Genomic DNA, 23721 nt, shown 5'->3' with positions numbered 1-23721 from the left:
GCTACAATCGCTCGCAACGATGTGATGAAAACGCCTTGCATAACAACAATCAGGAGGCCGCTTGTGGAGCAAGAAAACTGGCAGGTGCTGATCGTCGAAGATGACCAGCGACTGGCCGAACTGACCTGCGATTATCTGCAGAGTAACGGCCTGAGCGTCACCATCGAGGGCAATGGCGCTCTGGCGGCAGCGCGCATTATCGACGAGCAGCCTGATCTGGTGATTCTCGACCTGATGCTTCCCGGCGAAGACGGCCTGAGCATCTGCCGCAAGGTCCGTGATCGTTATGAGGGGCCGATCCTGATGCTCACCGCACGTACCGACGACTCCGACCAGATCCAGGGCCTGGACACCGGCGCTGACGATTTTGTCTGCAAGCCGGTTCATCCCAGGGTGTTGCTGGCGCGTATTCACGCCTTGCTGCGCCGCAGCGAAGCACCGCAAGTGCCGGCCGCCGAATTGCGCCGTCTGGTGTTCGGCCCGCTGGTGGTGGACAACGCTTTGCGCGAGGCCTGGCTTCGGGGCCAGAGCATCGAGTTGACCGGTGCCGAGTTCGATCTGCTGTGGCTGCTGGTGGCCAATGCCGGGCGGACCCTGTCGCGGGAAGAAATCTTCACGGCCTTGCGTGGCGTCGGTTATGACGGCCAGGACCGTTCCATCGATGTGCGCATCTCCCGCATCCGCCCGCGCATTGGTGACGACCCGATTCACCCGCGCCTGATCAAGACGGTGCGCAGCAAGGGCTATCTGTTCGTGCCCGAAGCGGCGCAGGACATGAACAGTTTTGTCTTCAGCGGCTGACCCATGAACTCCATTTTCCTGCGCATCTATGGCGGCATGCTGGGCGTGCTGGTGCTGGTGGCCCTGCTGGGTGTGCTGGCGCTGCACCTGCTCAATCAGGAGCGCAGCGGGCAATACCGCGAGCGTCTGGCCCACGGTACTTTTACGGTGATGGCCGATAACCTGATCCCCCTGAACGACATCGAGCGTCGTCGTGCGCTGGCGGTATGGGAGCGCTTGCTGGGCATTCCGCTGAGCTTGCAGAGCGTCGAGCAGGCGAACCTGGACAGTAGCGCCCGCAGTCGCTTGCAGCGTGGGCAGGTTGTGGTCGAGCAGATCGGCCCCCATGCGGCCAGAGTCTATCGTCAGCTCAGTGACAACGAGCATCTTTTGCTGACCGGCGAGGTGCAGCAGATCACCGAGCAACTGGCGCGGGCGACCATCTATTTATTGATCGACGAACTGGTACGCCTGCCGGTGGATGAGCAACCGGCCCGGCTGCAAGCCTTGCAGGTGAGCAAGGGCTTCGGTTTCGACCTGAAACTCCTTGCCCTGGATCAGGCTGATCTGGATGACGATCAGCGGCGACGTGTCTATGAAGGCGACACGGTCATGGCGCTGGGCAAGGGCGGGGATTCCATCCGTGTACTGTCCGGGATCGTCGACACCAACTGGGTGCTGGAAATCGGCCCGCTGTACCAGATGAATCCTTATCCGCCGCAACTGCTGGTGCTGATTGCGCTGTTGGGGCTGTGCTTTATCGGCGTGGTGGTTTACCTGTTGGTGCGGCCTCTTGAACGACGGGTTCAGGCGCTGGAAGCCGCCGCTACCCTGATCGCCAAAGGCAGCCTGCAAACCCGGGTGCCGACCGAGGGCTCCGATTCCATCGGGCGTCTGGCGATTGCTTTCAACAGCATGGCCGAGCACTTGCAGCGTTCGCTGATGATCCAGCGGGAACTGGTGCGTGCGGTGTCCCATGAACTGCGCACCCCGGTATCGCGCCTGCGTTTCGGCCTGGAGATGATCCGCGACGCCACGACCCCCGAAGCACGCAACAAATACATGACCGGCATGGACAGCGACATCCAGGACCTCGACAAGCTGGTGGACGAGATGCTGACCTATGCACGACTGGAGCAGGGTGCGCCGACCCTGAACTTCCAGCGTATCGATCTGGATCTGCTGATCAATCAGGTGATTGCCGAGCTGGCGCCCTTGCGCGCCAATGTCCGGGTGGGGCGTGGGGAGTGCGTGATTATCGGTGACGGCGAATCGGCCTGGGTCGATGCCGAGCCGCGCTACTTGCACCGTGCCGTGCAGAATCTTGTGAGCAACGCCATGCGCCATGCCGAATCCCAGGTCAGCATCAGCTATCGATTGGAACCGGGTTGTTGTCGTCTCGATGTGGAAGACGATGGCCCCGGTGTGCCGGAAAGTGCCTGGGAGCAGATCTTCACACCGTTCATGCGTCTGGACGACAGCCGCACCCGGGCGTCCGGCGGGCACGGGCTGGGGTTGTCCATCGTGCGGCGGATCATCAACTGGCACGAAGGTCGAGCCTCCATTGATCGCAGCTCCAGCCTGGGCGGCGCCTGTTTCACTCTGGTGTGGCCGCGCACTCAGGAACCGCGATGAGTGAATTGTTCGCCGGCCCCCTGGAGCGATTCGGGCAGACGTTGCTGGCGGTGGATCATCCCGGGCCGGTAAGAACGTTGCCGGATCTGCTGCAGAAAGAATCCCTGGATGCGCTGCTGACCGGGCTTTATGGGCCGCAATTGATGGCCGATCATTTGCCGGTGCTGGTGTCGCAATGGGCCAAGTATTACTTCATGCAGGTGATTGCGCCGCAGGTGGTGGGCAGTCTTGTTTATCGCTGGCACTGGCCCTTGCATCTGGAGCAGGTAGCGTTGGCTCTGGATGAGCGGGGCGTACCGACAGGGTTGAAATTGTTGGGCGAGGGCGCTGCTTATCAAGTGTTACCGGTCGATCCCTTCGAGCGTTTCGCCGGTCTGCTGGACGATAACCTGCAACCGTTCATTGACGCACTGAGCATTTATGGCGGCCTTGCCAGCAGCGTGTTGTGGTGCAGTGCCGGGGATTATCTGGAGCGTTGTCTGGTGCAACTGGGTGAGTGCAGCGAGGCGTCGCTGGAGGCCGGGCAGGCCTTGCTGGCTGTGCAAGTGCGCCCGGACGGCAGACGCAATCCGTTGTTTCAGGCTGTCACTCATGTCGGCCAGCGTCGTCAGCGCCGCACCTGCTGCCTGAGTTATCAGGTGGAATGGGTCGGGCGCTGCGAGCATTGTCCGTTGCCGGGCTGATTCAGGCGGCGATGCTCACCAGGCTCAACAAGTGTTGATCGTGCAGGCTGAACTGGCCTTCCAGTTCCTTGCCGCTGTGCCATTCGCTGGACAGGTCCATCAACAGGCGCAGGCGCACGCTGCCATCGGCTGACCATTCCAGTAGTTGCGCGTCTTCAAAGTAGAAGCGCTTTTGCACGATAGGGTAGAGGGCCTTGAACAGCGCTTCCTTGATCGAGAAGGTCAGGGTGACCCTTAGCGCGATGTCTTCTTCCGGGCCTGCGGCCATGGCAGCCAGTTCATCGGCGGTGAGGATTTCCCCGGCCAGCCGTGAGGCGCGATCGGTGCTCAACAGGTTTTCGGTATCCAGCCCCAACCCTCGCCATTGCTGCCTGGAAGCAACGATGGCGGCTGCCCAGCCGGTGCTGTGGGTGATGGAGCCGCTGATATCGCCGGGCCAGATCGGCGCACGATCTTCGCCAATGGCGGGGACGTACAGACGCTCGTCGAGTCGGTACAGGGCTTCCCGGGCACAGAGCCGGCCGGCGAGGAATTCTGCCTGGCGCTTGGCGACCGAGCGTTGGATGCTGGCAGGCGGCGCGATGGCGCAACGCTGAAAATCACCTTCGGCCAGTTTTTGCGGATCGAAATGGCTGCTGACCAAGACCGCCCCCGGCACCGCCTGGGGCAGGGGCCAGTGTTGGGTGGGGATGGAGCAACAGGTGGGGAATGTCGGGATTCGAGTCATGGGCGGCATTGTGCTTGCTTCGCGAATGAGTTCGCTCCCACACAGTTCTGTAGGAGCGAATTCATTCGCGAAAAGGTTGATCAACCAAATATTTTCTTGAAGAACGCCTGCATGTCTGCCCACGAACTCTGATCGGCAGCCTTGTCGTAGCCGATGTCCGGGCCGCCATGGTCGCCGTGGCTCAAGCGGTCGGCGTCGGGGTTGGTGAAGCCGTGTTTCGCGCCTTCGATGCTGACGAATTTGTAGTCGGCCTTGGCGTCGTCCATTTCCTTCTTGAAGGCAGCGACGTTTTCGGGCGTGACCATGCTGTCCTTGGCACCATGCTCGACCAGCATCGGAACCTTGATCCCCGGTTTTGCCGGTGTGTTGGTGACCAGCGCGCCATGGAAGCTCACCACGCCTGCCAGTGGTTCGCCGCGACGTGCCGCATCAAGCACGATCTTGCCGCCGAAGCAGTAGCCGATGGCAGCGATCTTGGCCGGGTTGGTCTGGGGTTGCTTCTTCAATTGCTCAAGGCCTGCATCGAAACGCTTGTCGGCAGCGTCGCTGTCCTTGAGTGCCGCCTGCATGAAGGCCATTGCATCTTTGGGGTGTTCGGTGTTCTTGCCTTCGCCGTACATGTCGATGGCCATGGCGCTGTAACCCAGAGCTGCCAGATCACGGGCGCGGCGCTTGGCGTAGTCGTTCAGCCCCCACCATTCGTGAACCACCAGAACGCCGGGGCGCTGGCCTTTGATGGCATCGTCGTAGGCGTAGTAGCCCACCAGTTTGGTGCCGTCGGCACTCTGGTAGTTGATCTGTTCGGTCTTGATCGCCGCCTGGGCCAGTCCGGTCAGGCTAACCATGATCAACGCAATCCACATACGCATGTTCAGTTCCTTCTAGCGGGAGGGAATAAAGGGCACAGCTTAGACGATTCCGCCTTTTTATCCTGAACTTCCGTTCAGCGCAGGTTCAGAGCGCGTTCAGTAACAGTTCAGGCCGCGGGGGCTACTGTGAAATCGTACTTTGACAGCGTCCCCGAACGCAAAAGGAGTCCTTATGCTGAACATCAACAAGTTGTTCCTGGCGTTGGCTTTTCTGGGTGGCAGTGCTGCTGCACAGGCCGGTGACGGTCGACTGGAGCCGGCACGTATCGAGTTCGGCAAGACCACTGAAAGGCTCGATGATGCCAACGGCTGGAGTCACGGCATGGGGCAGCAGGATTCTCTGGCCGGTACAACGGGGACGCTTTATTCACCGGCTATTTATGGCAGTCTCTCGGGCACCTACAATGGTGTGTCTGTCAGCCGGGAAGTCCTGCTGGGCGGATATGATGTAACGCAGCGTTTGCCCTTGAGCGCCAGGCTGTCGAGTACCGATTCGGCGATGTCGTTTCATTATTTGTCTTAGGGGGAGCTACATGAAGTTGTTGGTGGTCGAGGATGAAGCGCTGCTGCGCCATCACTTGTGGACCCGCTTGACCGAAACCGGTCATGTGGTGGAAGCAGTGGCCAATGCCGAGGAGGCGCTGTATCAGGTCGGCCAGTTCAATCATGATCTGGCCGTGATCGATCTCGGCTTGCCGGGTATTGGCGGGCTGGACCTCATTCGGCAGTTGCGTGCCCAGGGCAAGGCGTTTCCGATTCTGATCCTCACCGCCCGTGGCAACTGGCAGGACAAGGTCGAAGGGCTGGCTGCCGGTGCGGACGACTATGTGGTCAAGCCATTCCAGTTCGAGGAACTGGAAGCGCGACTCAATGCCTTGTTGCGACGCTCCAGCGGTTTCATCCAGTCCACCATCACCGCAGGCCCATTGCTGCTGGACCTCAATCGCAAGCAGGCCGCGCTGTCCGAACAGCCCCTTGCACTGACAGCTTATGAATACCGGATTCTCGAATACCTGATGCTTCATCATCAGCAGGTGGTACCCAAGGAGCGCCTGATGGAGCAGTTGTACCCTGACGACGATGAGCGCGATCCGAATGTGATCGAAGTGCTGGTCGGCCGCCTGCGTCGCAAGCTGGAAGGCGCCGTGGCGTTCAAACCTATCGATACGGTGCGTGGCATGGGGTATCTGTTCACTGAGCGCTGTACATGATTCGTTCGCTGCGCCTGCGTTTGATGCTGGCCGCCGCAACCCTGGCGGTGATTTTCATGCTGCTGATGCTGCCTGCCTTGCAGGGCGCATTCAGCCTGGCATTGCGTGGCGCAATCGAGCAGCGTCTGGCGGCGGACGTAACGACCATGATTTCTGCGGCGCGTGTCGAAGATGGTCGCCTGCTGATGCCATCGCTCCTGCCCAGCGAGCAGTTCAATCTGCCGGGCAGTCGCTTGCTGGGCTACATCTATAACCTTCAGGGGCAACTGGTCTGGCGTTCGCTGGGCACTGAAGGCGAAAACATCAAATACCGCCCGCACTATGACGGGCAGGGCAGTCTGTTTTCCAAGATCAAGGAAGCCAATGGCGATGAGTATTTCGTCTACGACGCCGAGATCCGTCTGCTGGGCGGCCGCAATGCGGCGTTCAGTATCGTGGCCGTGCAACCCTTGCGCGACTATCAGGAAACCATTGCCGATTTACGGAAAAAACTTTATCTGGGCTTCGGCGGCGCCTTGCTGGTGTTGCTGGGGCTGTTGTGGCTTGGGCTGACCTGGGGGCTGCGCGCGCTCAAGGGCTTGAGCCAGGAACTGGATCAGGTGGAAGCCGGTGCGCGGGACAGCCTGAGTGAAGAACATCCCAGCGAACTGCTGCGCCTCACCGACTCCCTGAACCGTCTGCTGCGCAGTGAGCGCGAGCAACGCACTCGTTATCGCGATTCTCTGGATGATCTGGCCCATAGTCTGAAAACACCGCTGGCGGTGTTGCAGGGTGTCAGCGAGAACATCGCCAAGCGCCCTGAAGATGTGGAGCAGGCGCGGGTCCTGCAATCGCAGATCGAGCGCATGAGCCAGCAGATCGGTTACCAGTTGCAGCGCGCCAGCCTGCGCAAGAGCGGTCTGGTCCGGCATCACGTGAAGCTGCGCCCGGTGGTCGAAAGCCTGTGCAACACCCTGGAAAAGGTTTACCGCGACAAGCAGGTCAAGGTCACGCTGGACCTGCCCGAGGACTGCCAGGTGCCGATGGAAGAGGGCGCGTTGCTGGAAATGCTCGGCAATTTGCTGGAAAACGCTTACCGGCTTTGTCTGGGGGAAGTCAGAGTCAGTTTTCAGTCATCTGCAACGGGTGACGAATTGTGCGTCGAAGACGATGGCCCCGGCATCCCGCTGCGCCAGCGAGCGCGCATTCTGGAGCGCGGTGAGCGACTGGACCGCCAGAACCCGGGGCAGGGCATCGGGCTGGCGGTGGTCAAGGACATCATCGAAAGCTACAGCGCCCGCCTGACTCTGGGCGACTCGCCGCTGGGTGGGGCAGTGTTCAGGATTCATTTTCTGGCGTGATGGTGTTTGAGTTCGCTTCCACCCCACCTATTTCCGTGAGAGCGAATTTATTCGCGAAGGCTCGTACATCCCAAGAAAATCCATCGCCGTCAATGACGCATCGCGAATGAATTCGCTCCTGCGAGATTTGGGTGGAGGCGGATACCCGCCACCCTTTCGGTTTTTTTATTCCCTATCGGCGGAAAACCGCCACCATCATGGCCTTTTCCTACTACTGTTTACACAGCGACGCCTTGTAAGTCGGGCTCATGGAGCGTTTTTCCGGGAGTGGCACGCCGCTTGCTTCTTGTCGTCGTAGAGAACTGCCCTGTGCAAACTCGACACAACAAATCCCTCCAGTGCAGGAGGGTTAGTGCTTTATAGGCTCGCGTGCATCAGGTGAGATGCCGACGGCGCCCTTGAGGATAACAACAATGACGACTCGTCAGCCCTTCTACAAAACTCTGTACTTTCAGGTAATCGTAGCGATTGTTATCGGTATCCTGATCGGTCACTTCTACCCTGACACCGGCAAGGCATTGAAGCCGCTGGGTGACGGGTTCATCAAACTGATCAAAATGGTCATCGCCCCCATCATCTTCTGTACGGTCGTCAGCGGTATCGCGGGCATGCAGAATATGAAGTCGGTCGGCAAGACCGGTGGCTACGCACTGTTGTACTTCGAGATCGTCTCGACCCTGGCCCTGGTCATCGGTCTGGTCGTGGTCAACGTCGTCAAGCCAGGTGTTGGCATGAACATCGACGTCAGCACCCTGGATGCCTCCAAGATCGCTGCCTACGTCACAGCCGGTAAAGACCAGAGCATCGTCGGCTTTATCCTCAACGTGATTCCGAACACCATCGTCGGCGCGTTTGCCAACGGCGACATCCTGCAAGTGCTGATGTTCTCGGTGATCTTCGGCTTCGCGCTGCATCGCCTGGGTGCCTACGGTCGTCCGGTCCTGGACTTCATCGATCGCTTCGCTCACGTGATGTTCAACATCATCAACATGATCATGAAGCTGGCGCCTATCGGTGCGTTCGGTGCCATGGCCTTCACCATCGGCGCCTACGGTGTGGGTTCCCTGGTGCAGCTCGGTCAGTTGATGATCTGCTTCTACATCACCTGCTTCCTGTTCGTGATGCTGGTACTGGGCGCCATCTGCCGTGCGCACGGTTTCACCATCTCCAAGGTGATTCGCTACATCCGTGAAGAGCTGCTGATCGTACTGGGTACTTCCTCTTCGGAATCGGCACTGCCACGCATGCTGATCAAGATGGAGCGTCTGGGTGCACAGAAGTCGGTGGTTGGTCTGGTTATCCCGACCGGTTACTCCTTCAACCTGGACGGTACCTCGATCTACCTGACCATGGCTGCCGTGTTCATCGCTCAGGCGACCAACACCGAGATGGACATCACTCACCAGATCACCCTGTTGCTGGTGCTGCTGCTGTCCTCCAAAGGTGCTGCTGGCGTGACCGGTAGTGGCTTCATCGTTCTGGCTGCAACCCTGTCGGCCGTCGGCCACCTGCCGGTTGCCGGTCTGGCGCTGATCCTGGGTATCGACCGCTTCATGTCCGAAGCCCGCGCTCTGACCAACCTGGTCGGTAACGCTGTCGCGACGCTGGTTGTTGCCAAGTGGGTTGGCGAGCTGGACAACGACAAGCTGCAGGCTGAGCTGGCTTCCGGTGGTTCGGCAATCGTCGAAACCCGTCATGAAGATGACCTGGGTGTCGCTGAAGGCCCGGCTCCTGTGAACACTGGCAAGACCGTGTAACACGCGCTGAATGACAAAAAACCCATCTTCGGATGGGTTTTTTTATGGGGGCGATTTTTGTGCGGCGGGGATTACTCCACGCGGGTTTCACCACTGAAAACCAGCGTCTGACGGCAGCGGCGGCACAGGTAGCGGCGGCCTTTGGATACCATGTTGTGGCGCTGGGCCGAGAAGGGGAAGTCGCTGCCGGCACAGGGGCAGCGATAGATGTAGCGGGTGACGCTGCGTCGTTCGATGGCATAGGTATGGCAGCGGTTGGGCGGCAGCTCGTATACGCCGCGCATGATCAGTTGCCACTCTTCGCCATGAGGCTGGATACGGTCCCCGAACAATTGATGGGCAATCATGTGGGCGACTTCGTGGGGCACGGTCTGGCGCAGGAAATCTTCGGCGTTTTCCCGATACAGCTGCGGGTTGAAGCGCAGCATGTTCTCGTGCAGGTGGGCGACACCGGCTTTCTGGCCGCGCAGCTTGAGGCTGACGACCGGACGTTTGAAGGTGCGTTTGAAAAAGGCTTCGGCTTGCTGGTAACAGGTTTCTACACGGGAATTGAGTTGCTCGGGCATGCTGTGTGGCTCTCCAGATGCGCCAAGTATGCCGTAATGCGGGGGCGTGCTGGCAACCCCGAGTGCCGGATGGTCGGTCGCCGTGGCGGGCTGCATGAGCGCGCTGCCCGCCGCACGGTTATTCAACTGGTGTATTCCGGGCCGACTCCGACGCCCCACAGCACCACGGTAAAGGCCATGATCGCTACCAGCACCACCAGGCCTACGGCCAGGATGGAGCTGGAAAACATGAAGCCTTCTTCCTCGGGAATATCCATGAAAGTCGGCAGCCCGACATAGAGCAGGTAAACCGTGTAGCAAATGGCCGCAGTCCCCACCAGCATTCCCAGCCACATATGGGGATACAGCGCCGCCAGCCCGCCGATGAACAGAGGCGTGGCCGTATAGGTGGCAAACGCAACACATTGCGCCAAGGTGGGTGTGGCGTCGTAGGTGCGGGCCATCCAGTGAATGAAGCCACCCATTACCGCGACACCCAGCAACATGGAAATGTATGACATGAGCGTCATACCTATCGCGCTGGCGTGGGTCAGCATCACTGGCGGGCTGTCACCGATGGCCCAGCCGATCTGGGTCGTACCTATATAAGCGGAAACCGCCGGGATCGCGGCCAGGATCAGAGTGTGAGTGAGGTACATGTGGCCAATGCTTTCTTCTTCGCCACGTATCTGTCTCCATTCCCGATCGGGATGCGTGAACAGTCCCCAGACGTGATGGATCATAGGATGACTCCTTCATCTTGTGGATTGAAGGCCACAAGCCTGAATGCGACCTCATCACGCAGTATAGAAAGCATGGTCTGGCCATGAGCGACGGGCTTAGAGTGTTTGGCGATTTACCATGGCCTGTTAATAGCAGTGTTCCATAAGCCAGTGGTTTAACGATCCGCAGGTTGTGCGTAAAATGGTCGCCCTTTCCCCCGAAGTCACCAGCGGATACCACCAGCATCATGGGCACCCTTTCAGTCAATCAGAACAAACTGCAGAAACGCCTGCGTCGGCTGGCCGGCGAAGCGGTTACCGACTTCAACATGATTGAAGATGGCGACAAGGTGATGGTCTGTCTCTCCGGCGGCAAGGACAGCTACACCATGCTCGACGTGCTGATGCATCTGCAGAAGGTCGCGCCGATCAAGTTCGAGATCGTTGCCGTGAACATGGACCAGAAGCAGCCGGGTTTCCCGGAACATGTGCTGCCAGCCTATCTGGCAACCCTGGGTATCGAATACCACATCGTTGAAAAAGACACCTATTCGGTGGTCAAGGAGCTGGTTCCGGAAGGCAAGACCACCTGCTCGCTGTGCTCGCGCCTGCGTCGTGGCACCTTGTACACCTTTGCGGATGAAATCGGTGCCACCAAAATGGCGCTGGGGCATCACCGCGACGACATCGTCGAAACCTTCTTTCTCAACATGTTCTTCAACGGTTCGCTCAAGGCCATGCCGCCCAAGCTGCGTTCCGACGATGGTCGCAACGTGGTGATCCGCCCATTGGCTTACTGCCATGAGAAGGATATTCAGGCGTATTCGGACTTCAAGGAATTCCCGATCATTCCTTGCAACCTGTGCGGCTCCCAGGAAAACCTGCAGCGTCAGGTGGTCAAGGAAATGCTCATCGAGTGGGAGCGCAAAACGCCCGGCCGGACCGAAAGCATCTTCCGCGCCTTGCAGAACGTTCACCCGTCGCAACTGGCCGACCGCAACCTGTTCGACTTCACCAGCCTGCGCATGGACGAAACCGCAGCTTCGCGGTTTGTCAATGTGGTGAATATCTGACCGGCAATCAGTGGTTGACGGTGAAGGCCAGCATCGCCGAGAGCTGGCACATCGGACGCCCGCTCTGGGCATGCCACTGATTGAAGACATCCTGCACGATGGCCTGATCGCGCTTGCTGGTCGGTACTCTATCGACGATGTTCTGCGCGTTCAGGGCAGCCACTACATCCTGGCTCGGGATAAAAGTGTCCTTGCCCACCATGCGCAGGAAGCGCGGCGCTGAAAGCCCACCCATCTGATTACCGTGCTTTGCCAGGTATTGCCACAGGCCGGTGATGTCATCGACCGGCCACTGGGCGATGAAACTGGCGAAGCTGCCGTGTTCCTGGGCGATATCCAGAATCAGTTGCGCATTGCGCGGCACGCTCTTGAGTTTGCCCAGGTGACGAATGATGCGGGTGTCCTGCATCAGCCGCTCCAGATGGTCGGCCCCCATCAGCACGACCTTTTCCGGATCGAAACCAAAGAACACCTCCTCGAACGCAGGCCACTTGGCATCCACCAGACTGTGTTTCAAGCCGGCACGAAATACCCGCAAGGCCATGGTCGACAGATAGCGATCATCGCCGAAAGCCATCAGTTGCTTCGGCGTATGCGGCACCGGCAGCAGCGCCTCAAGAGCCTTGGCGGAGCCGAAACGGTTCAGGCAGTATTCGTTCAGCCATTTGTAATCGTGCATCGGTTCTCCATTAAATAAGTGGGCATATCGTAGAAGCGAATTCATTCGCGAATATCAGCCTTCGCGAATAAGCGGAGCGCCGCCCGATTCTCTCCTACGGGGTTCGATCAAGCTGTGAACGCCAGCGAACATACAGCAACGCACTGATGAATACCGCCACACTGGCCAGCATTTCCAGCACGCCGAACAGCCAGCGGTTCGGGTCGAAGGCCGCCAGGGCGCCTTTGATGAAATACAGGTTGATGACAAAACAGGTCCAGGAGTGCCCTCGTGTTTTACCCAGCAGCATGCCGGGTGCCAGCAACAGCAAGGGCAACAGCTCGATGGCCAGAATCACGCCGGGGCGTGCGCCATGCAGGTCGGCGATGAACAGGTAATACACCGACAGCAGGGCGATCATGCCCAGAAAGCAGATCAGGCTCGCGGCCCGGCTGATGCGTACCCGTGGCTCCAGCCATTCCCTGGGCGGCAGCACTTTGGGCTTTTTAGCCACGCGGGGTCTCCAGTTGCGACGCGGTTTTTGCCAGACGCTGGCCAAGGGCGCGGCACAGTTCGGTTTCATGGCGATCCAGCGGCCGTTTGCCGTCAGCTCCGGCATGGTGGCTGGCGCCATACGGCGTGCCGCCGCCGGTGGTTTCCAGCAAGGCGGCTTCGCTGTAAGGCAGGCCCATCACCAGCATGCCGTGGTGCAGCAATGGCAGCAGCATCGACATCAGTGTGGTTTCCTGGCCGCCATGCAGGCTGGCGGTGGAAGTGAACACACTGGCCGGTTTGCCCACCAGAGCACCGGTCAGCCAGAGGTTGCTGGTGCCGTCCAGAAAGTACTTGAGTGGCGCGGCCATGTTGCCGAAACGGGTCGGGCTGCCCAGTGCCAGGCCTGAGCAGTTCTTCAGGTCGTCCAGCGTGGCGTACAGCGCACCGTTTTCCGGGATCTGCGGCGCGGTGGCTTCGCAGTCGGCGGAAACGGCGGGCACGGTGCGCAAGCGTGCTTCCATGCCGCCCATTTCGATGCCGCGAGCGATCTGGCGGGCCATCTCGCTGGTGGAGCCGTTGCGGCTGTAGAACAGAACCAGAATGTAGGCATCGCTCATGGCAATAGCTCCAGTATGTTTTCTGGAGGACGACCGATAACCGCCTTGTCACCTGCGACCAGGATCGGCCGCTCAATGAGTTTGGGGTGCGAAGCCATGGCAGCGATCAGTTGCTCGTCGCTCAGGCTCGGGTCTGCCAGGTTCAGGGCCTTGTAGTCATCTTCGCCACTGCGCAGCAATTGCCGTGGGCCAATGCCCAGTTTGCCCAGCAGGTCGTGCAATTGTGCGGCGTCCGGTGGGGTTTCAAGATACAGAACGATGTCCGGAGTCAGGCCGCGGGCCTGCAGCAGTTCCAGCGCGCCGCGGGATTTCGAGCAGCGCGGGTTGTGATAAAGCGTCAGATCAGTCATTTGCAGGTCGCATCTTGCCTAGAGTGGCGCGTATTCTACCTGCGCGACGGCGCGGGTCGACATGATCAGGCGCATATCGGTGAACCGTTTATAGAGAAAGTCGAGGAAGGAAGCACAGATGGCGAGGCGATTGGCAGCGGTAGCGATGTTTGTTGGCAGTTTGCTGTTGAGCGGTTGTGGCGCGGACCTGGGCGTGGACCAGAACGGCCAGAAGGTGTCCAGCGAACGCATCGACAACCATTGGCTGGTGATTAACTACTGGGCGGAGTGGTGTGGCCCGTGCCGTACCGAGATTCCCGAGTTCAATCACTTGTCCGAGGAACTCAAGGACAAGAAGGTCAGCGTGCTGGGTGTCAATTTCGACAACCTGCAGGGCGACGACCTGAAAAATGCTTCCAATGCCTTGGGCATCAAATTCACCGTCCTGGCCCAGGACCCTGCCGAGCGCTACAACCTGCCACCTTCCGAAGCACTTCCGGTGACCTACATCATCGACGACAAAGGCAAGATGCGTGCGCAGTTGCTCGGTGAGCAGAGCGCACAGGGCGTGACGGACAAGTTGAAGGCATTGCGCGGCGAGGGCTGAAGTGGGAGCGAATTCATTCGCCCCCACAGGCCACAGGGTGTGGCTTGATCAGTCTTCAGGCCAGAACCGCAATGGCTTGCCTTCGGCTGGCCACAGGCGCAATTGCTCGATGGGCGAAATATCCCAGCGCTGCACCTTGCTCAGTTCTTTCAAGAAACGCTGCTCCTGTTCCATCAAGGGCGGTACGCACATTTTGCGTGTGTTGCCGATGGGGCCGAAGCTGATGGTCTGGCCCTTGAGGGTGTAGGGCGCGAACCAGTGGTTGCAGCCTGCGTTGCCGTAGGCGCGGCCATCGGCGCCCAGGGTCATGGTCAGGCGGCTGCTGTCGATCAGCGGACGTTCGCCGATCCACTCCAGCACATAGCTCTGATCCTGTTCGATGGGTTTGGGCTCAGTCGCACAGCCTGCCAGCAGGGCACTACCGATCAGGCTCAGTACAGCCAGGTGTTTCATGCCGCTTTCTCCTGACACTTTCTGCATGTGTGTTTTTCACCTTCGGTCTTCCAGCCCAGCTCGGCAATGCGTGCAACGGCGGCGGGTTTCTGGGCCTTGGTGCCAAGCTTGCTCTCGACCATGAACTCGAAGTCCAGCTCGGCAGAGCAACTGTCGCAATTGACCTTCCACTGGTGGATCGCCAACTCGTCGAACACCGGGCCATTGGCCACTGCGACCCATTGGCCGGGCGGGTTGATGAGGTGCCGGACTTTCTCCACCGACAGACGCATATAAAGGCTTTTGCTGCCCTTGATGGTCACCAGTAACTGGTCATTGTTGTGGATCGAGCCGCCGTTACCGGTGACTTGATAACGCCCGGGGCCCAGCGTACGGCACTCGGTGAGAGTGTGTTGCGGGTTGAGCATGCTGTAGCGGAAATCGTGTTCGACCATGGGTCCTCCAAATTGCGCGTATCTTATCACGCTTGGGCTTCTACCCGGTTTTGCGGAGTACCTGCATTCCACGCTGCAATATTATCCAGGGTTGTACGGGCAATGGCGCCCAGGGCTTCCTGAGTCAGAAATGCCTGATGCGCGGTGATGATGACATTGGGGAAGGTCAGCAGGCGCGCCAGCACGTCGTCCTGCAAGGGCAGGTCCGAGCGGTCGGCGAAGAACAGTTGCGCTTCCTCTTCATAGACATCCAGCCCCAGGTACCCCAGTTGCCCGGTCTTGAGGGCGTCGATCAATGCAGGTGTTTCCACCAGGGCGCCCCGGCCGGTATTGATGAGCATGGCGCCGCGTTGCAGGGTGGCCAGTGATTGCCGGTTGATCATGTGGCGGGTCTGCTCGGTGAGCGGGCAATGCAGGCTGATGATCTGCGCCTGTTCAAGCAGGGCGGGCAGGCTCAGGTATTCGGCGCCCAGGGCCTGGACTTCCGGGTTCGGGTAGGGATCGTAAGCCAGCAGCTTGCAGCCAAACCCCGACATGATCTTCGCGAAGGTTGCGCCGATCTGCCCGGTGCCGATCACGCCTACGGTCTTGCCCACCAGATCGAAACCGGTCAGGCCATGCAGGCTGAAGTCGCCTTCGCGGGTGCGGTTGTAGGCGCGATTCAGATGGCGGTTGAGGGCCAGGATCAAGGCCACGGCGTGCTCGGCTACGGCATGGGGTGAATACGCCGGAACCCGGACTACGGCGATGCCCAGTCGCTGAGCGGCTTGCAGGTCCACATGGTTGTAACCCGCCGAGCGCAGCGCAATCAGCTTGGTGCCACCGGCTGCCAGACGCTCCAGTACCGGGGCGCTGAGGTCGTCATTGATAAAGGCGCAGACCACCGGGTAGTCATGGGCCAGCGTGGCGGTTTCCAGGGTCAGGCGAGCTGGCTGGAAATGCAGTTCCAGGCCATCGGTTGCCTGGGCTGCCAGGAAGCTTTCCCGGTCGTAGGTCTGGCTGCTGAAAATCAGGGTGCGCATGGGTGTGGTCTTCCTTGAGGAGTTGGGCTTTTCGCGAATGAATTCACTCCTGCCGCGTGTGGCGTAGGAGCGGATTCATCCGCGAACAGGCTCGGCTTCAGGCCGTGACACGTGCCTCAACGGCCAGCCGGGTAATGGCTTTATCCAGATCGTCCAGCGCCTCGATAGCCTCTGGCGAATCCTGTTTGAGCAGGGTTTCGGCACGTTGGCAGGCTGCGCGCAGTTGCGGTACGCCGCAGTAGCGTGTGGCGCCGTGCAGGCGATGGACGCGTTCGATCAGGCCCTGAATGTCTTCGGCGGCTCGTGCCAGACGGATGGCTTCGCGGTCTGCATCCAGCGATGCCAGCAGCATGGCCAGCATGTCGGTCGCCAGATCGGGTTTGCCGGCAGCCAGACGCAAACCTTCTTCGTGATCGAGCACCAGCGGGCCGGCATGGCTCTGCTGGGTATCGGACGGACGTTCCGGCAGCGGCGTGCGCAAGGCCAGGCCTGTCCACTTGAGTACCACCTGAGCCAGTTGTCGCTCGCTGATGGGCTTGGTCAGGTAATCGTCCATGCCGCTTTGCAGCAGGGAGCGCTTTTCATTGGCCATGGCATGGGCGGTGAGGGCGACGATGGGCAGGGACGTACACTGGCGCTCCAGTTCCCAGACTCGAATCGCTTCAGTAGCCTGACGTCCATCCATGCCGGGCATCTGCACATCCATCAGTACCAGGTCGAAGGTTTCGGTCTGCACGCAATGCAGCGCCGCATAGCCACTGTCGACCGCAACGACCAGCGCGCCCATGTCTTCGAGCAGGGTCTGGACCAGCAACAGGTTGGCGGGGTTGTCGTCCACGCACAGGACTTTTGGCGGACGACTGGCCAATGGCTGGACAACGTCGGTGCGCACCACTTTGGGCGCAATCAGTTCCGACAGGGCTTTCTGCAGTTTGCGGGTGCAGGCAGGTTTGGCCTGCAACTGGTTATAGACATCCGGTACCGACAACTGGAACAGCGCCTGCTCGGTGGTCGGGCACAACACCAGCACCTTGCAGCCCAGGTTCTCCAGATCCCATATGTGCTGACGCAGGCGCTCCGGCGGGATTTCATGGGCCGTGACGCCCAGCACCGCCAGATCGATGGCTGTGGAGGTCTGGTGGGCGGCGGTCACCCCGTTGAGCAGGTTTTCCAGGTTATTGAAGATCAGGGTTTCAAGCCCGCAGTCTTCCAGTTGGTGTTCCAGAGCCTGACGGGCCAGTTCATGGTGCTCAAGCACGGCAGCGCGAATGCCTTCCAGAGGCTTGTACAGCAGCTCTTCGACTTCTTCCCGGGCCTTGGGCAGCGTCAGCGTGATCCAGAACTCCGAGCCGATGCCCGGCGTGCTGTCCACGCCAATCTCGCAGCCCATCTGCTCGATCAGGCGCTTGGAAATCACCAGCCCTAGGCCGGTACCGCCCGGTTGGCGGGACAACGAATTGTCCGCCTGACTGAAGGCCTGGAACAGGGCGCGTACATCCTGGCTGGACAGGCCGATGCCGGTGTCCTGAACGCTGATGCGCAACTGCGCGTGTTCCTCGGTTTCGTCTTCGACCATGGCCCGGGCGACGATGGTGCCTTCGCGGGTGAACTTGATCGCATTGCTGACCAGATTGGTCAGGATCTGCTTGAGGCGCAGCGGGTCGCCCGACAGGGACAGAGGCGTGTCGCGGTAAACCAGGCTGACCAGTTCAAGCTGCTTGGCATGGGCCGCAGGCGCCAGAATAGTCATGGTGTCCTGCAACAGGTCCCGCAGGTTGAACGGCACGTTTTCCAGAACCAGTTTGCCGGCCTCGATTTTGGAGAAGTCGAGAATTTCGTTGATGATGCTCAGCAGGCTGTCGGCCGATTTCTCGATGGTGTTCATGTAATCGCGCTGGCGCGGGGTCAGCTCGCTTTTCTGCAACAGGTGGGTGAAGCCCAGAATGCCGTTGAGCGGCGTGCGGATTTCATGGCTCATGTTGGCCAGGAATTCGGATTTGATCCGGCTGGCTTCCAATGCTTCCTTGCGCGCCAGATCCAGTTCGATGTTCTGGATTTCGATGGTTTCCAGGTTCTGCCTGACGTCTTCGGTGGCCTGATCGACGCTGTGCTGCAATTCTTCCTGAGCATTCTGCAAGGTCGAAGCCATGCGGTTGATGCCTGAGGCGAGCACATCCAGCTCCGCGCTGCCCAGCGGCGGTACTCGTGCCTCGAGGTTGCCGTCCTTGAGTTGCGATACCGCCTGCTTGATCTGGCTCAGGGGTTCATTGATGGTGCGGCTCATGCGTACCGCGACAATGGCAGTCAGCGCCAGGCCGAAGGCGATCAGCAGGCTGCTGACGAACAGGCTGCGATAGCCGCGCAGCAAGGTGCCGTTGTGGGAAATTTCCAGTTCCACCCAGCCCAGCAGCCGGTCGGCTTCGGCGGGGATGATTTCGCTGGTCAGGTGCCGCTGATTGCCAAACACCGGCAGCAGGTAGCGGGTCGCATCGTTGGCAGACGTGTTGAGCAACTGGGTGCTGTTGCCGATGGGGGGTGGCGCTATCATGCTCGGGCCGGCGTGTGCCAGGGCATTGCGCTCGGGGTCCAGAAAGGACACCGAACGTACATCGGCCTGTTCGAGGGTCTGCGAGGCGATGCGACTCAGGAGTGTCTTGTCTCTTCGTCCCAGTGCGGGGGCGGACAGTGGCGCCAGTTCCTGGGCAATCATTTCACCGCGTTGCAGCAACTGGCCCTGCAACTCGTGAAGCTGCATCACCGTGAAGTAAGTGCCCATCATCAGCGCGATCAAACTGGCCGGCAGAATAGTCAGCAGTAATACGCGGCCTTTTATACCCAGTTTGGTCAGCACAGCTTTCTCCACCTGTCGGAATCAGTCCATCGATATCGTTTCAGGGCAGTCTAGCCGCTTACCCTGAAACGCATATTACATGCCGATACGCTCTTGGGGTTGCGGGAAGTCAAGGCTTGTGAGGCTGGAGCCGAAAATATCGCTTATTCCTTTTGGTGATAAGAAGCGCACTTTGCGTGATATGGGCTTTGGGCGTTTGCCGTTATGATAGTGCCCCCCGCAGTCTGGATCGCGAATACGCCATGACCTTGCAGTATCAAACCATTGCCGATTGCGTCGGCAACACTCCGCTCGTGCGCCTGCAACGCATCGCGGGTAATACCAGCAATACCCTCCTGTTGAAGCTCGAAGGTAACAACCCGGCTGGCTCGGTAAAAGACCGCCCGGCGCTGTCGATGATTACCCGTGCCGAACTGCGCGGCCAGATCCACGCGGGCGACACTCTGATCGAAGCCACGTCCGGCAATACCGGCATCGCCCTGGCCATGGCCGCGGCGATCAAGGGTTACCGCATGATTCTGATCATGCCGGACAACTCCAGTGCCGAACGCAAGGCTGCCATGACCGCCTATGGCGCGGAACTGATTCTGGTCAGCAAGGAAGAGGGCATGGAAGGCGCACGTGACCTGGCTGAGCGCATGCAGGCCGAAGGCCGTGGCAAGGTGCTCGATCAATTCGCCAACGGTGACAATCCCGAAGCGCACTACACCAGCACCGGCCCGGAAATCTGGCAGCAGACTGGCGGCACCATCACCCATTTCGTCAGTTCCATGGGCACCACGGGGACCATCATGGGCACCTCGCGCTACCTCAAGGAGCAAAACCCCAACGTGCAGATCGTCGGTCTGCAACCGATGGAAGGTGCTGCGATTCCCGGCATCCGCCGCTGGCCTCACGAATACCTGCCGCGCATCTATCAGGCCGATCGTGTCGATCGCATCATCGACATGGCCCAGCTTGAAGCCGAAGACACCATGCGCCGGCTGGCACGCGAGGAAGGCATCTTCTGTGGCGTGTCGTCCGGTGGTTCTGTAGCCGGCATGCTGCGCCTGTCCCGTGAAGTCGAAAATGCGGTCATGGTCGCAATCATCTGTGACCGCGGCGACCGTTACCTGTCGACCGGCGTCTACGACGCGCCCAACTGATGGCCAAACAACAAAGAGGGCTGCGCTTCCAACCCGCTGGAGGCGTCAAGGCTGCGCAGATCCCTGCTGGCAAGAAACAGCGGCTGACCATTGATCGCCTGTCCAGTGACGGACGCGGCATCGCCTTTCTCGACGGCAAGACCTGGTTTGTAGCAGGCAGCCTTGAAGGTGAGGAGGTCGAGGCGCGGGTGCTCAATGCCCACGGCAAGATTGTCGAAGCGCGTACCGAGCGAGTGTTGCAGGCCAGTGCCCTGCGCCGCCCGGCTGCGTGTGAGCATTTTGGTCGCTGTGGCGGTTGCAGCGTGCAACATGTGCCCCATGAAGAACAGCTTGCCCTGAAACAGCGCATGCTGGCCGAGCAGTTGCAGCGGGTCGCGAATGTCGTGCCGGATGAATGGGCTGCGCCATTGGCGGGTTCCGAACTGGCCTACCGTCGACGTGCGCGCATCGCCGTGCGCTGGGATGCCAAGGCCAAGCGGCTGGATGTGGGCTTTCGTGCGGCAGCCAGTCAGGACATCGTCAGCATCGAGCATTGCCCGGTGCTGGTACAGGCCTTGCAACCGATCATGACGCAACTGCCTGCCTTGTTGAAAAGCTTCAGCAAACCTCAGTCGCTGGGTCACGTTGAATTGTTCAGCGGCTCTTCCATTGCCGTGTTGCTGCGTCACACCGCGCCTCTGGCTGAGGGTGATCTGGCCATGCTGCAAGGGTTCTGCAAGGAGCATGACGCGCAACTCTGGCTGCATGGCGAAGGCGAGCCTCAACCGGCAGACCCGGATCAGGCATTGGGCTATCATCTTGATCCATGGAATCTGCAGTTGGCCTGGAGGCCGGGGGATTTCATTCAGGTCAACGCGGCGGTGAATACCGCGATGATCGAGCAGGCGTTGCAGTGGCTGGCGCCCAAGGTTGACGAGCGAGTGATGGATCTGTTCTGTGGCCTGGGCAATTTTGCGCTGCCGCTGGCCGGGATGGCCCGGGAGGTGGTTGCGGTCGAGGGGGTTGCGACCATGGTCGAGCGTGCCTCTGCCAATGCAATGAGTAATGATCTGCATAACGTCAGGTTTTTTCAGGCGGATCTTTCCCAGCCGCTGACACAAGCAAGCTGGGCCGCTGACGGATTTTCTGCGGTACTCTTGGACCCACCGCGCGACGGGGCTTTTGAAGTGGTGCGTCAGATCAGGAAATCAGGCGCCAGACGGTTGGTTTATGTTTCATGCAACCCGGCAACTTTGGCTCGCGACACGGTCGAATTGGTCAATCAGGGCTACCGATTAAAACGTGCCGGAATACTCGATATGTTTCCACAGACGGCCCATGTCGAGGCGATGGCTTTATTTGAAGCGAGTAAGTGAGCAGCGGTTCATTGGATCGAGTCAGCTGCTGACAGGGAATCTCGTTTAATCCGACTGGCCCGCGAATGCCGGTCCTTGCTTGCCCGGCAAGTGGCATTCGCTCAAGAAGGCTGGCGACTGAAGGCGCTATTCATCGCGCCGTAGGGAAGGTAAGCAGCATGGTACAGGTGAGAGCGCACCAGCCGATAAACACAGACGGCAGTATCAATCTCGATGCATGGCTGGATCACATTGTCAGCGTCGATATGGTCCTCGATCGGGAGGCCATGAAAGAGGCCTGCGAATTTGCCCGGCAAGCCGAGCAGAAGGACAACGCTTTAAAGAATCACTGGGCAGACGGTACCTCCAGTTTCCAGACCGGTCTGGAAATCGCGGAAATCCTGGCTGACCTCAAGCTCGATCAGGACTCCCTGATCGCAGCCGTCATCTATCGGGGCGTGCGCGAAGGCGTGATCCCCTTGCAGGATGTCGAGCAGCGCTTCGGTTCAACCGTCGCCAAGCTGATCGACGGCGTACTGCGCATGGCGGCGATCAGTGCCAGCCTCAGCCCTCGCCAGTCTCTGGTGCTGGGCAGTCAGGCGCAGGTGGAAAACCTGCGCAAGATGCTGGTGGCGATGGTCGATGACGTGCGTGTGGCCCTGATCAAGCTGGCCGAGCGTACCTGTGCGATTCGTGCGGTAAAGAATGCCGACGACGAAAAACGCAATCGCGTGGCCCGTGAAGTCTTCGATATCTACGCACCTCTGGCCCATCGCCTGGGTATCGGTCATATCAAGTGGGAGCTGGAAGACCTGTCTTTCCGCTACCTTGAGCCTGAGCAATACAAGCAGATCGCCAAGCTGCTCCATGAGCGGCGTCTGGATCGTGAGCGCTTCATCAGCGATGTGATGTCGCAACTGGAAAACGAACTGCTGGCCACCGGCGTCAAGGCCGACATCAGTGGGCGTGCCAAACACATCTATTCCATCTGGCGCAAAATGCAGCGCAAGGGCCTGGCTTTCAGCCAGATCTATGACGTGCGTGCCGTTCGGGTACTGGTCCCGGAAATGCGCGACTGCTACACCGCGCTGGGGATCGTGCATACCTTGTGGCGACACATTCCCAAGGAGTTCGACGATTACATCGCCAACCCCAAGGAAAACGGTTATCGCTCGTTGCACACCGCCGTTATCGGGCCGGAAGGCAAGGTGCTGGAAGTCCAGATCCGCACGCATTCCATGCACGAAGAAGCCGAGTTGGGCGTCTGTGCGCACTGGCGCTACAAGGGCACTGACGTCAAATCCGGCTCCAACCACTACGAAGAGAAAATCTCCTGGCTGCGTCAGGTGCTCGAGTGGCATGAAGAGTTGGGTGATATCGGCGGTCTGGCAGAGCAGTTGCGGGTCGATATCGAGCCGGACCGTGTCTACGTCTTCACCCCGGACGGTCATGCCATCGACCTGCCCAAGGGCTCGACACCGCTGGACTTCGCTTATCGGGTACACACCGAGATCGGCCACAACTGCCGTGGCGCGAAGATCAATGGCCGGATCGTGCCGCTCAACTACAGTCTGCAGACCGGCGAGCAGGTCGAGATCATCACCAGCAAGCACGGTACGCCGAGCCGCGACTGGCTGAACTCGAACCTGGGTTATATCACCACATCCCGGGCGCGGGCCAAGATCGTTCACTGGTTCAAGCTGCAGGCCCGTGACCAGAACGTGGCGGCAGGTAAAACCCTGCTTGAGCGCGAACTGGCACGGCTGGCACTGTCGCTGGTGGATTTCGAGAAGCTGGCGGACAAGGCCAACTACAAGACCGCCGAAGACATGTTCGCCGCTCTGGGCGCAGGCGACTTGCGTCTGGCACAACTGGTCAACCTTGCCCAGCAGCAGGTCGAGCCGGAACGTATCAACGATGTTGAACTGATTCCACGCAAGGCCACCGGCTACAAACCGGGCAAGCGCGGCGATATCCAGATCCAGGGCGTCGGCAACCTGATGACGCAAATGGCCGGCTGCTGCCAGCCGCTGCCGGGGGATGCCATTGTCGGCTATATCACCCAGGGCCGTGGCGTGAGCATCCACCGTCAGGATTGTGCCTCTGTGCTGCAATTGGGGGGGCGCGAACCCGAGCGGATCATTCAGGTCAGCTGGGGGCCGGTGCCGGTGCTCACCTATCCGGTGGACATCATCATCCGCGCCTACGACCGTTCCGGGCTGCTGCGTGACGTCACCCAGGTCCTGCTCAACGAGCGGATCAACGTTCTGGCGGTCAACACCCGCTCGAACAAGGAAGACAACACCGCGCTCATGTCGCTGACCATCGAGATTCCGGGGCTGGATGCATTGGGTCGGTTGCTGGGGCGTATTGCCCAGTTGCCGAACATCATCGAGACACGGCGGAACAGAACGCCGTAGGCGGCTGTAAGTTT

24 protein-coding genes are annotated in these 23721 nt (G+C 59.8%); 12 read left to right on the top strand and 12 right to left on the bottom strand.

From position 1 onward, the window contains the following. Positions 1-63 precede the first annotated feature (63 nt). Genes KGD89_RS19060 through fhuF form a run of 3 tightly spaced genes read left to right on the top strand, consistent with a single transcriptional unit; the run spans position 64 to position 3098 of the window. Positions 64-801: a response regulator gene (locus tag KGD89_RS19060; RefSeq protein WP_025261362.1), complete on the top strand. Its 738-nt coding sequence runs from the start codon at positions 64-66 to the stop codon at positions 799-801. Positions 802-804: 3 nt separating this feature from the next. Further along, positions 805-2415, top strand: a complete 1611-nt coding sequence (locus tag KGD89_RS19055) for an ATP-binding protein (RefSeq protein ID WP_025261361.1) — start codon at positions 805-807, stop codon at positions 2413-2415. Continuing rightward, a complete protein-coding gene (gene fhuF / locus KGD89_RS19050; RefSeq protein ID WP_038399986.1) occupies positions 2373-3098 on the top strand; it encodes a siderophore-iron reductase FhuF in 726 nt (241 codons plus the stop codon). Before KGD89_RS19055 ends, fhuF begins: the two co-directional genes overlap by 43 nt. A 1-nt stretch (position 3099) precedes the next feature. Here fhuF and KGD89_RS19045 read toward each other — a convergent pair whose 3' ends face one another. Both KGD89_RS19045 and KGD89_RS19040 read right to left on the bottom strand, forming a co-directional pair. Continuing rightward, positions 3100-3825 (bottom strand): 4'-phosphopantetheinyl transferase family protein, encoded by a 726-nt coding sequence (locus KGD89_RS19045; protein WP_200986042.1) that lies wholly within the window; start codon positions 3823-3825, stop codon positions 3100-3102. 80 nt (positions 3826-3905) lie between these two features. Then, positions 3906-4694: a dienelactone hydrolase family protein gene (locus tag KGD89_RS19040; RefSeq protein ID WP_025261358.1), complete on the bottom strand. Its 789-nt coding sequence runs from the start codon at positions 4692-4694 to the stop codon at positions 3906-3908. A gap of 172 nt (positions 4695-4866) precedes the next feature. Here KGD89_RS19040 and KGD89_RS19035 point away from each other — a divergent pair, with 172 nt between their 5' ends. The 4 genes from KGD89_RS19035 to KGD89_RS19020 all read left to right on the top strand — a co-directional run bounded on the left by KGD89_RS19035 (position 4867) and on the right by KGD89_RS19020 (position 9002). Further along, positions 4867-5217: a hypothetical protein gene (locus KGD89_RS19035; RefSeq protein ID WP_025261357.1), complete on the top strand. Its 351-nt coding sequence runs from the start codon at positions 4867-4869 to the stop codon at positions 5215-5217. A gap of 10 nt (positions 5218-5227) precedes the next feature. After that, a complete protein-coding gene (locus KGD89_RS19030) occupies positions 5228-5905 on the top strand; it encodes a response regulator (RefSeq protein WP_025261356.1) in 678 nt (225 codons plus the stop codon). Continuing rightward, positions 5902-7245 (top strand): ATP-binding protein, encoded by a 1344-nt coding sequence (locus tag KGD89_RS19025; RefSeq protein WP_025261355.1) that lies wholly within the window; start codon positions 5902-5904, stop codon positions 7243-7245. Before KGD89_RS19030 ends, KGD89_RS19025 begins: the two co-directional genes overlap by 4 nt. Positions 7246-7658: 413 nt before the next feature. After that, complete coding sequence (locus KGD89_RS19020; RefSeq protein ID WP_025261354.1) at positions 7659-9002, top strand: dicarboxylate/amino acid:cation symporter; 1344 nt, start codon at positions 7659-7661, stop codon at positions 9000-9002. Positions 9003-9073: 71 nt separating this feature from the next. Here KGD89_RS19020 and KGD89_RS19015 read toward each other — a convergent pair whose 3' ends face one another. Together KGD89_RS19015 and KGD89_RS19010 are read right to left on the bottom strand one after the other, a co-directional pair. Then, positions 9074-9568: a SprT family zinc-dependent metalloprotease gene (locus KGD89_RS19015; RefSeq protein ID WP_025261353.1), complete on the bottom strand. Its 495-nt coding sequence runs from the start codon at positions 9566-9568 to the stop codon at positions 9074-9076. 122 nt (positions 9569-9690) lie between these two features. Beyond that, complete coding sequence (locus KGD89_RS19010) at positions 9691-10290, bottom strand: Yip1 family protein (RefSeq protein WP_025261352.1); 600 nt, start codon at positions 10288-10290, stop codon at positions 9691-9693. 227 nt (positions 10291-10517) lie between these two features. Here KGD89_RS19010 and ttcA point away from each other — a divergent pair, with 227 nt between their 5' ends. Then, a complete protein-coding gene (ttcA, locus tag KGD89_RS19005) occupies positions 10518-11342 on the top strand; it encodes a tRNA 2-thiocytidine(32) synthetase TtcA (RefSeq protein ID WP_025261351.1) in 825 nt (274 codons plus the stop codon). 7 nt (positions 11343-11349) lie between these two features. Here ttcA and KGD89_RS19000 read toward each other — a convergent pair whose 3' ends face one another. The 4 genes from KGD89_RS19000 to arsC all read right to left on the bottom strand — a co-directional run bounded on the left by KGD89_RS19000 (position 11350) and on the right by arsC (position 13462). After that, positions 11350-12021 carry a DNA-3-methyladenine glycosylase I gene (locus KGD89_RS19000; protein WP_025261350.1) on the bottom strand — a complete coding sequence of 224 codons (672 nt, stop codon included), beginning with the start codon at positions 12019-12021 and terminating at the stop codon, positions 11350-11352. 94 nt (positions 12022-12115) lie between these two features. Next, positions 12116-12514 carry a DUF2069 domain-containing protein gene (locus tag KGD89_RS18995; RefSeq protein WP_025261349.1) on the bottom strand — a complete coding sequence of 133 codons (399 nt, stop codon included), beginning with the start codon at positions 12512-12514 and terminating at the stop codon, positions 12116-12118. Next, a complete protein-coding gene (wrbA, locus tag KGD89_RS18990; RefSeq protein ID WP_025261348.1) occupies positions 12507-13112 on the bottom strand; it encodes an NAD(P)H:quinone oxidoreductase in 606 nt (201 codons plus the stop codon). The genes KGD89_RS18995 and wrbA overlap by 8 nt, the downstream gene beginning before the upstream one ends. Next, positions 13109-13462: an arsenate reductase (glutaredoxin) gene (gene arsC, locus KGD89_RS18985; protein WP_025261347.1), complete on the bottom strand. Its 354-nt coding sequence runs from the start codon at positions 13460-13462 to the stop codon at positions 13109-13111. Before arsC ends, wrbA begins: the two co-directional genes overlap by 4 nt. 118 nt (positions 13463-13580) lie before the next feature. Here arsC and KGD89_RS18980 point away from each other — a divergent pair, with 118 nt between their 5' ends. Next, on the top strand, positions 13581-14048 hold the full coding sequence (locus tag KGD89_RS18980; protein WP_025261346.1) for a TlpA disulfide reductase family protein: 468 nt from the start codon (positions 13581-13583) through the stop codon (positions 14046-14048). Between the two features lie 48 nt (positions 14049-14096). On the opposite strand, the gene KGD89_RS18975 is transcribed toward KGD89_RS18980, so the two are convergent. From KGD89_RS18975 to KGD89_RS18960, 4 genes are all read right to left on the bottom strand, one after another. Further along, positions 14097-14501, bottom strand: coding sequence for an META domain-containing protein (locus KGD89_RS18975; protein ID WP_025261345.1), 405 nt, complete (start codon positions 14499-14501; stop codon positions 14097-14099). After that, complete coding sequence (locus tag KGD89_RS18970; RefSeq protein ID WP_025261344.1) at positions 14498-14935, bottom strand: hypothetical protein; 438 nt, start codon at positions 14933-14935, stop codon at positions 14498-14500. The genes KGD89_RS18975 and KGD89_RS18970 overlap by 4 nt, the downstream gene beginning before the upstream one ends. A gap of 26 nt (positions 14936-14961) precedes the next feature. Next, on the bottom strand, positions 14962-15957 hold the full coding sequence (locus KGD89_RS18965; RefSeq protein ID WP_025261343.1) for a 2-hydroxyacid dehydrogenase: 996 nt from the start codon (positions 15955-15957) through the stop codon (positions 14962-14964). Between the two features lie 97 nt (positions 15958-16054). Then, complete coding sequence (locus KGD89_RS18960) at positions 16055-18808, bottom strand: response regulator (protein WP_025261342.1); 2754 nt, start codon at positions 18806-18808, stop codon at positions 16055-16057. A 242-nt stretch (positions 18809-19050) separates the two neighbouring features. Here KGD89_RS18960 and cysM point away from each other — a divergent pair, with 242 nt between their 5' ends. The 3 genes from cysM to relA all read left to right on the top strand — a co-directional run bounded on the left by cysM (position 19051) and on the right by relA (position 23707). Then, positions 19051-19953, top strand: coding sequence for a cysteine synthase CysM (gene cysM / locus KGD89_RS18955; RefSeq protein ID WP_025261341.1), 903 nt, complete (start codon positions 19051-19053; stop codon positions 19951-19953). Beyond that, positions 19953-21308, top strand: coding sequence for a 23S rRNA (uracil(1939)-C(5))-methyltransferase RlmD (rlmD, locus tag KGD89_RS18950; protein ID WP_025261340.1), 1356 nt, complete (start codon positions 19953-19955; stop codon positions 21306-21308). The genes cysM and rlmD overlap by 1 nt, the downstream gene beginning before the upstream one ends. Before the next feature lie 158 nt (positions 21309-21466). Next, complete coding sequence (gene relA / locus KGD89_RS18945; RefSeq protein ID WP_025261339.1) at positions 21467-23707, top strand: GTP diphosphokinase; 2241 nt, start codon at positions 21467-21469, stop codon at positions 23705-23707. The last annotated feature ends 14 nt before the right edge of the window (positions 23708-23721 follow it).

The organism is Pseudomonas cichorii (genome assembly GCF_018343775.1).
In the GTDB taxonomy this organism is placed as follows: Bacteria; Pseudomonadota; Gammaproteobacteria; order Pseudomonadales; family Pseudomonadaceae; genus Aquipseudomonas; species Aquipseudomonas cichorii.
This window is presented reverse-complemented; position numbering and strand designations above follow the sequence as displayed.

Coding starts and splice junctions, on each gene's coding strand:
- KGD89_RS18975 (WP_025261345.1), bottom strand. CDS start 14,501: ATGAAACACCTGGCTGTACTGAGCCTGATCGGTAGTGCCCTGCTGGCA.
- KGD89_RS19045 (WP_200986042.1), bottom strand. CDS start 3,825: ATGACTCGAATCCCGACATTCCCCACCTGTTGCTCCATCCCCACCCAA.
- KGD89_RS19015 (WP_025261353.1), bottom strand. CDS start 9,568: ATGCCCGAGCAACTCAATTCCCGTGTAGAAACCTGTTACCAGCAAGCC.
- KGD89_RS18980 (WP_025261346.1), top strand. CDS start 13,581: ATGGCGAGGCGATTGGCAGCGGTAGCGATGTTTGTTGGCAGTTTGCTG.
- cysM (WP_025261341.1), top strand. CDS start 19,051: ATGACCTTGCAGTATCAAACCATTGCCGATTGCGTCGGCAACACTCCG.
- KGD89_RS19040 (WP_025261358.1), bottom strand. CDS start 4,694: ATGCGTATGTGGATTGCGTTGATCATGGTTAGCCTGACCGGACTGGCC.
- KGD89_RS19055 (WP_025261361.1), top strand. CDS start 805: ATGAACTCCATTTTCCTGCGCATCTATGGCGGCATGCTGGGCGTGCTG.
- KGD89_RS18970 (WP_025261344.1), bottom strand. CDS start 14,935: ATGGTCGAACACGATTTCCGCTACAGCATGCTCAACCCGCAACACACT.
- relA (WP_025261339.1), top strand. CDS start 21,467: ATGGTACAGGTGAGAGCGCACCAGCCGATAAACACAGACGGCAGTATC.
- KGD89_RS19025 (WP_025261355.1), top strand. CDS start 5,902: ATGATTCGTTCGCTGCGCCTGCGTTTGATGCTGGCCGCCGCAACCCTG.
- rlmD (WP_025261340.1), top strand. CDS start 19,953: ATGGCCAAACAACAAAGAGGGCTGCGCTTCCAACCCGCTGGAGGCGTC.
- KGD89_RS19000 (WP_025261350.1), bottom strand. CDS start 12,021: ATGCACGATTACAAATGGCTGAACGAATACTGCCTGAACCGTTTCGGC.
- wrbA (WP_025261348.1), bottom strand. CDS start 13,112: ATGAGCGATGCCTACATTCTGGTTCTGTTCTACAGCCGCAACGGCTCC.
- KGD89_RS19035 (WP_025261357.1), top strand. CDS start 4,867: ATGCTGAACATCAACAAGTTGTTCCTGGCGTTGGCTTTTCTGGGTGGC.
- ttcA (WP_025261351.1), top strand. CDS start 10,518: ATGGGCACCCTTTCAGTCAATCAGAACAAACTGCAGAAACGCCTGCGT.
- KGD89_RS19030 (WP_025261356.1), top strand. CDS start 5,228: ATGAAGTTGTTGGTGGTCGAGGATGAAGCGCTGCTGCGCCATCACTTG.
- KGD89_RS19010 (WP_025261352.1), bottom strand. CDS start 10,290: ATGATCCATCACGTCTGGGGACTGTTCACGCATCCCGATCGGGAATGG.
- arsC (WP_025261347.1), bottom strand. CDS start 13,462: ATGACTGATCTGACGCTTTATCACAACCCGCGCTGCTCGAAATCCCGC.
- KGD89_RS18965 (WP_025261343.1), bottom strand. CDS start 15,957: ATGCGCACCCTGATTTTCAGCAGCCAGACCTACGACCGGGAAAGCTTC.
- KGD89_RS19020 (WP_025261354.1), top strand. CDS start 7,659: ATGACGACTCGTCAGCCCTTCTACAAAACTCTGTACTTTCAGGTAATC.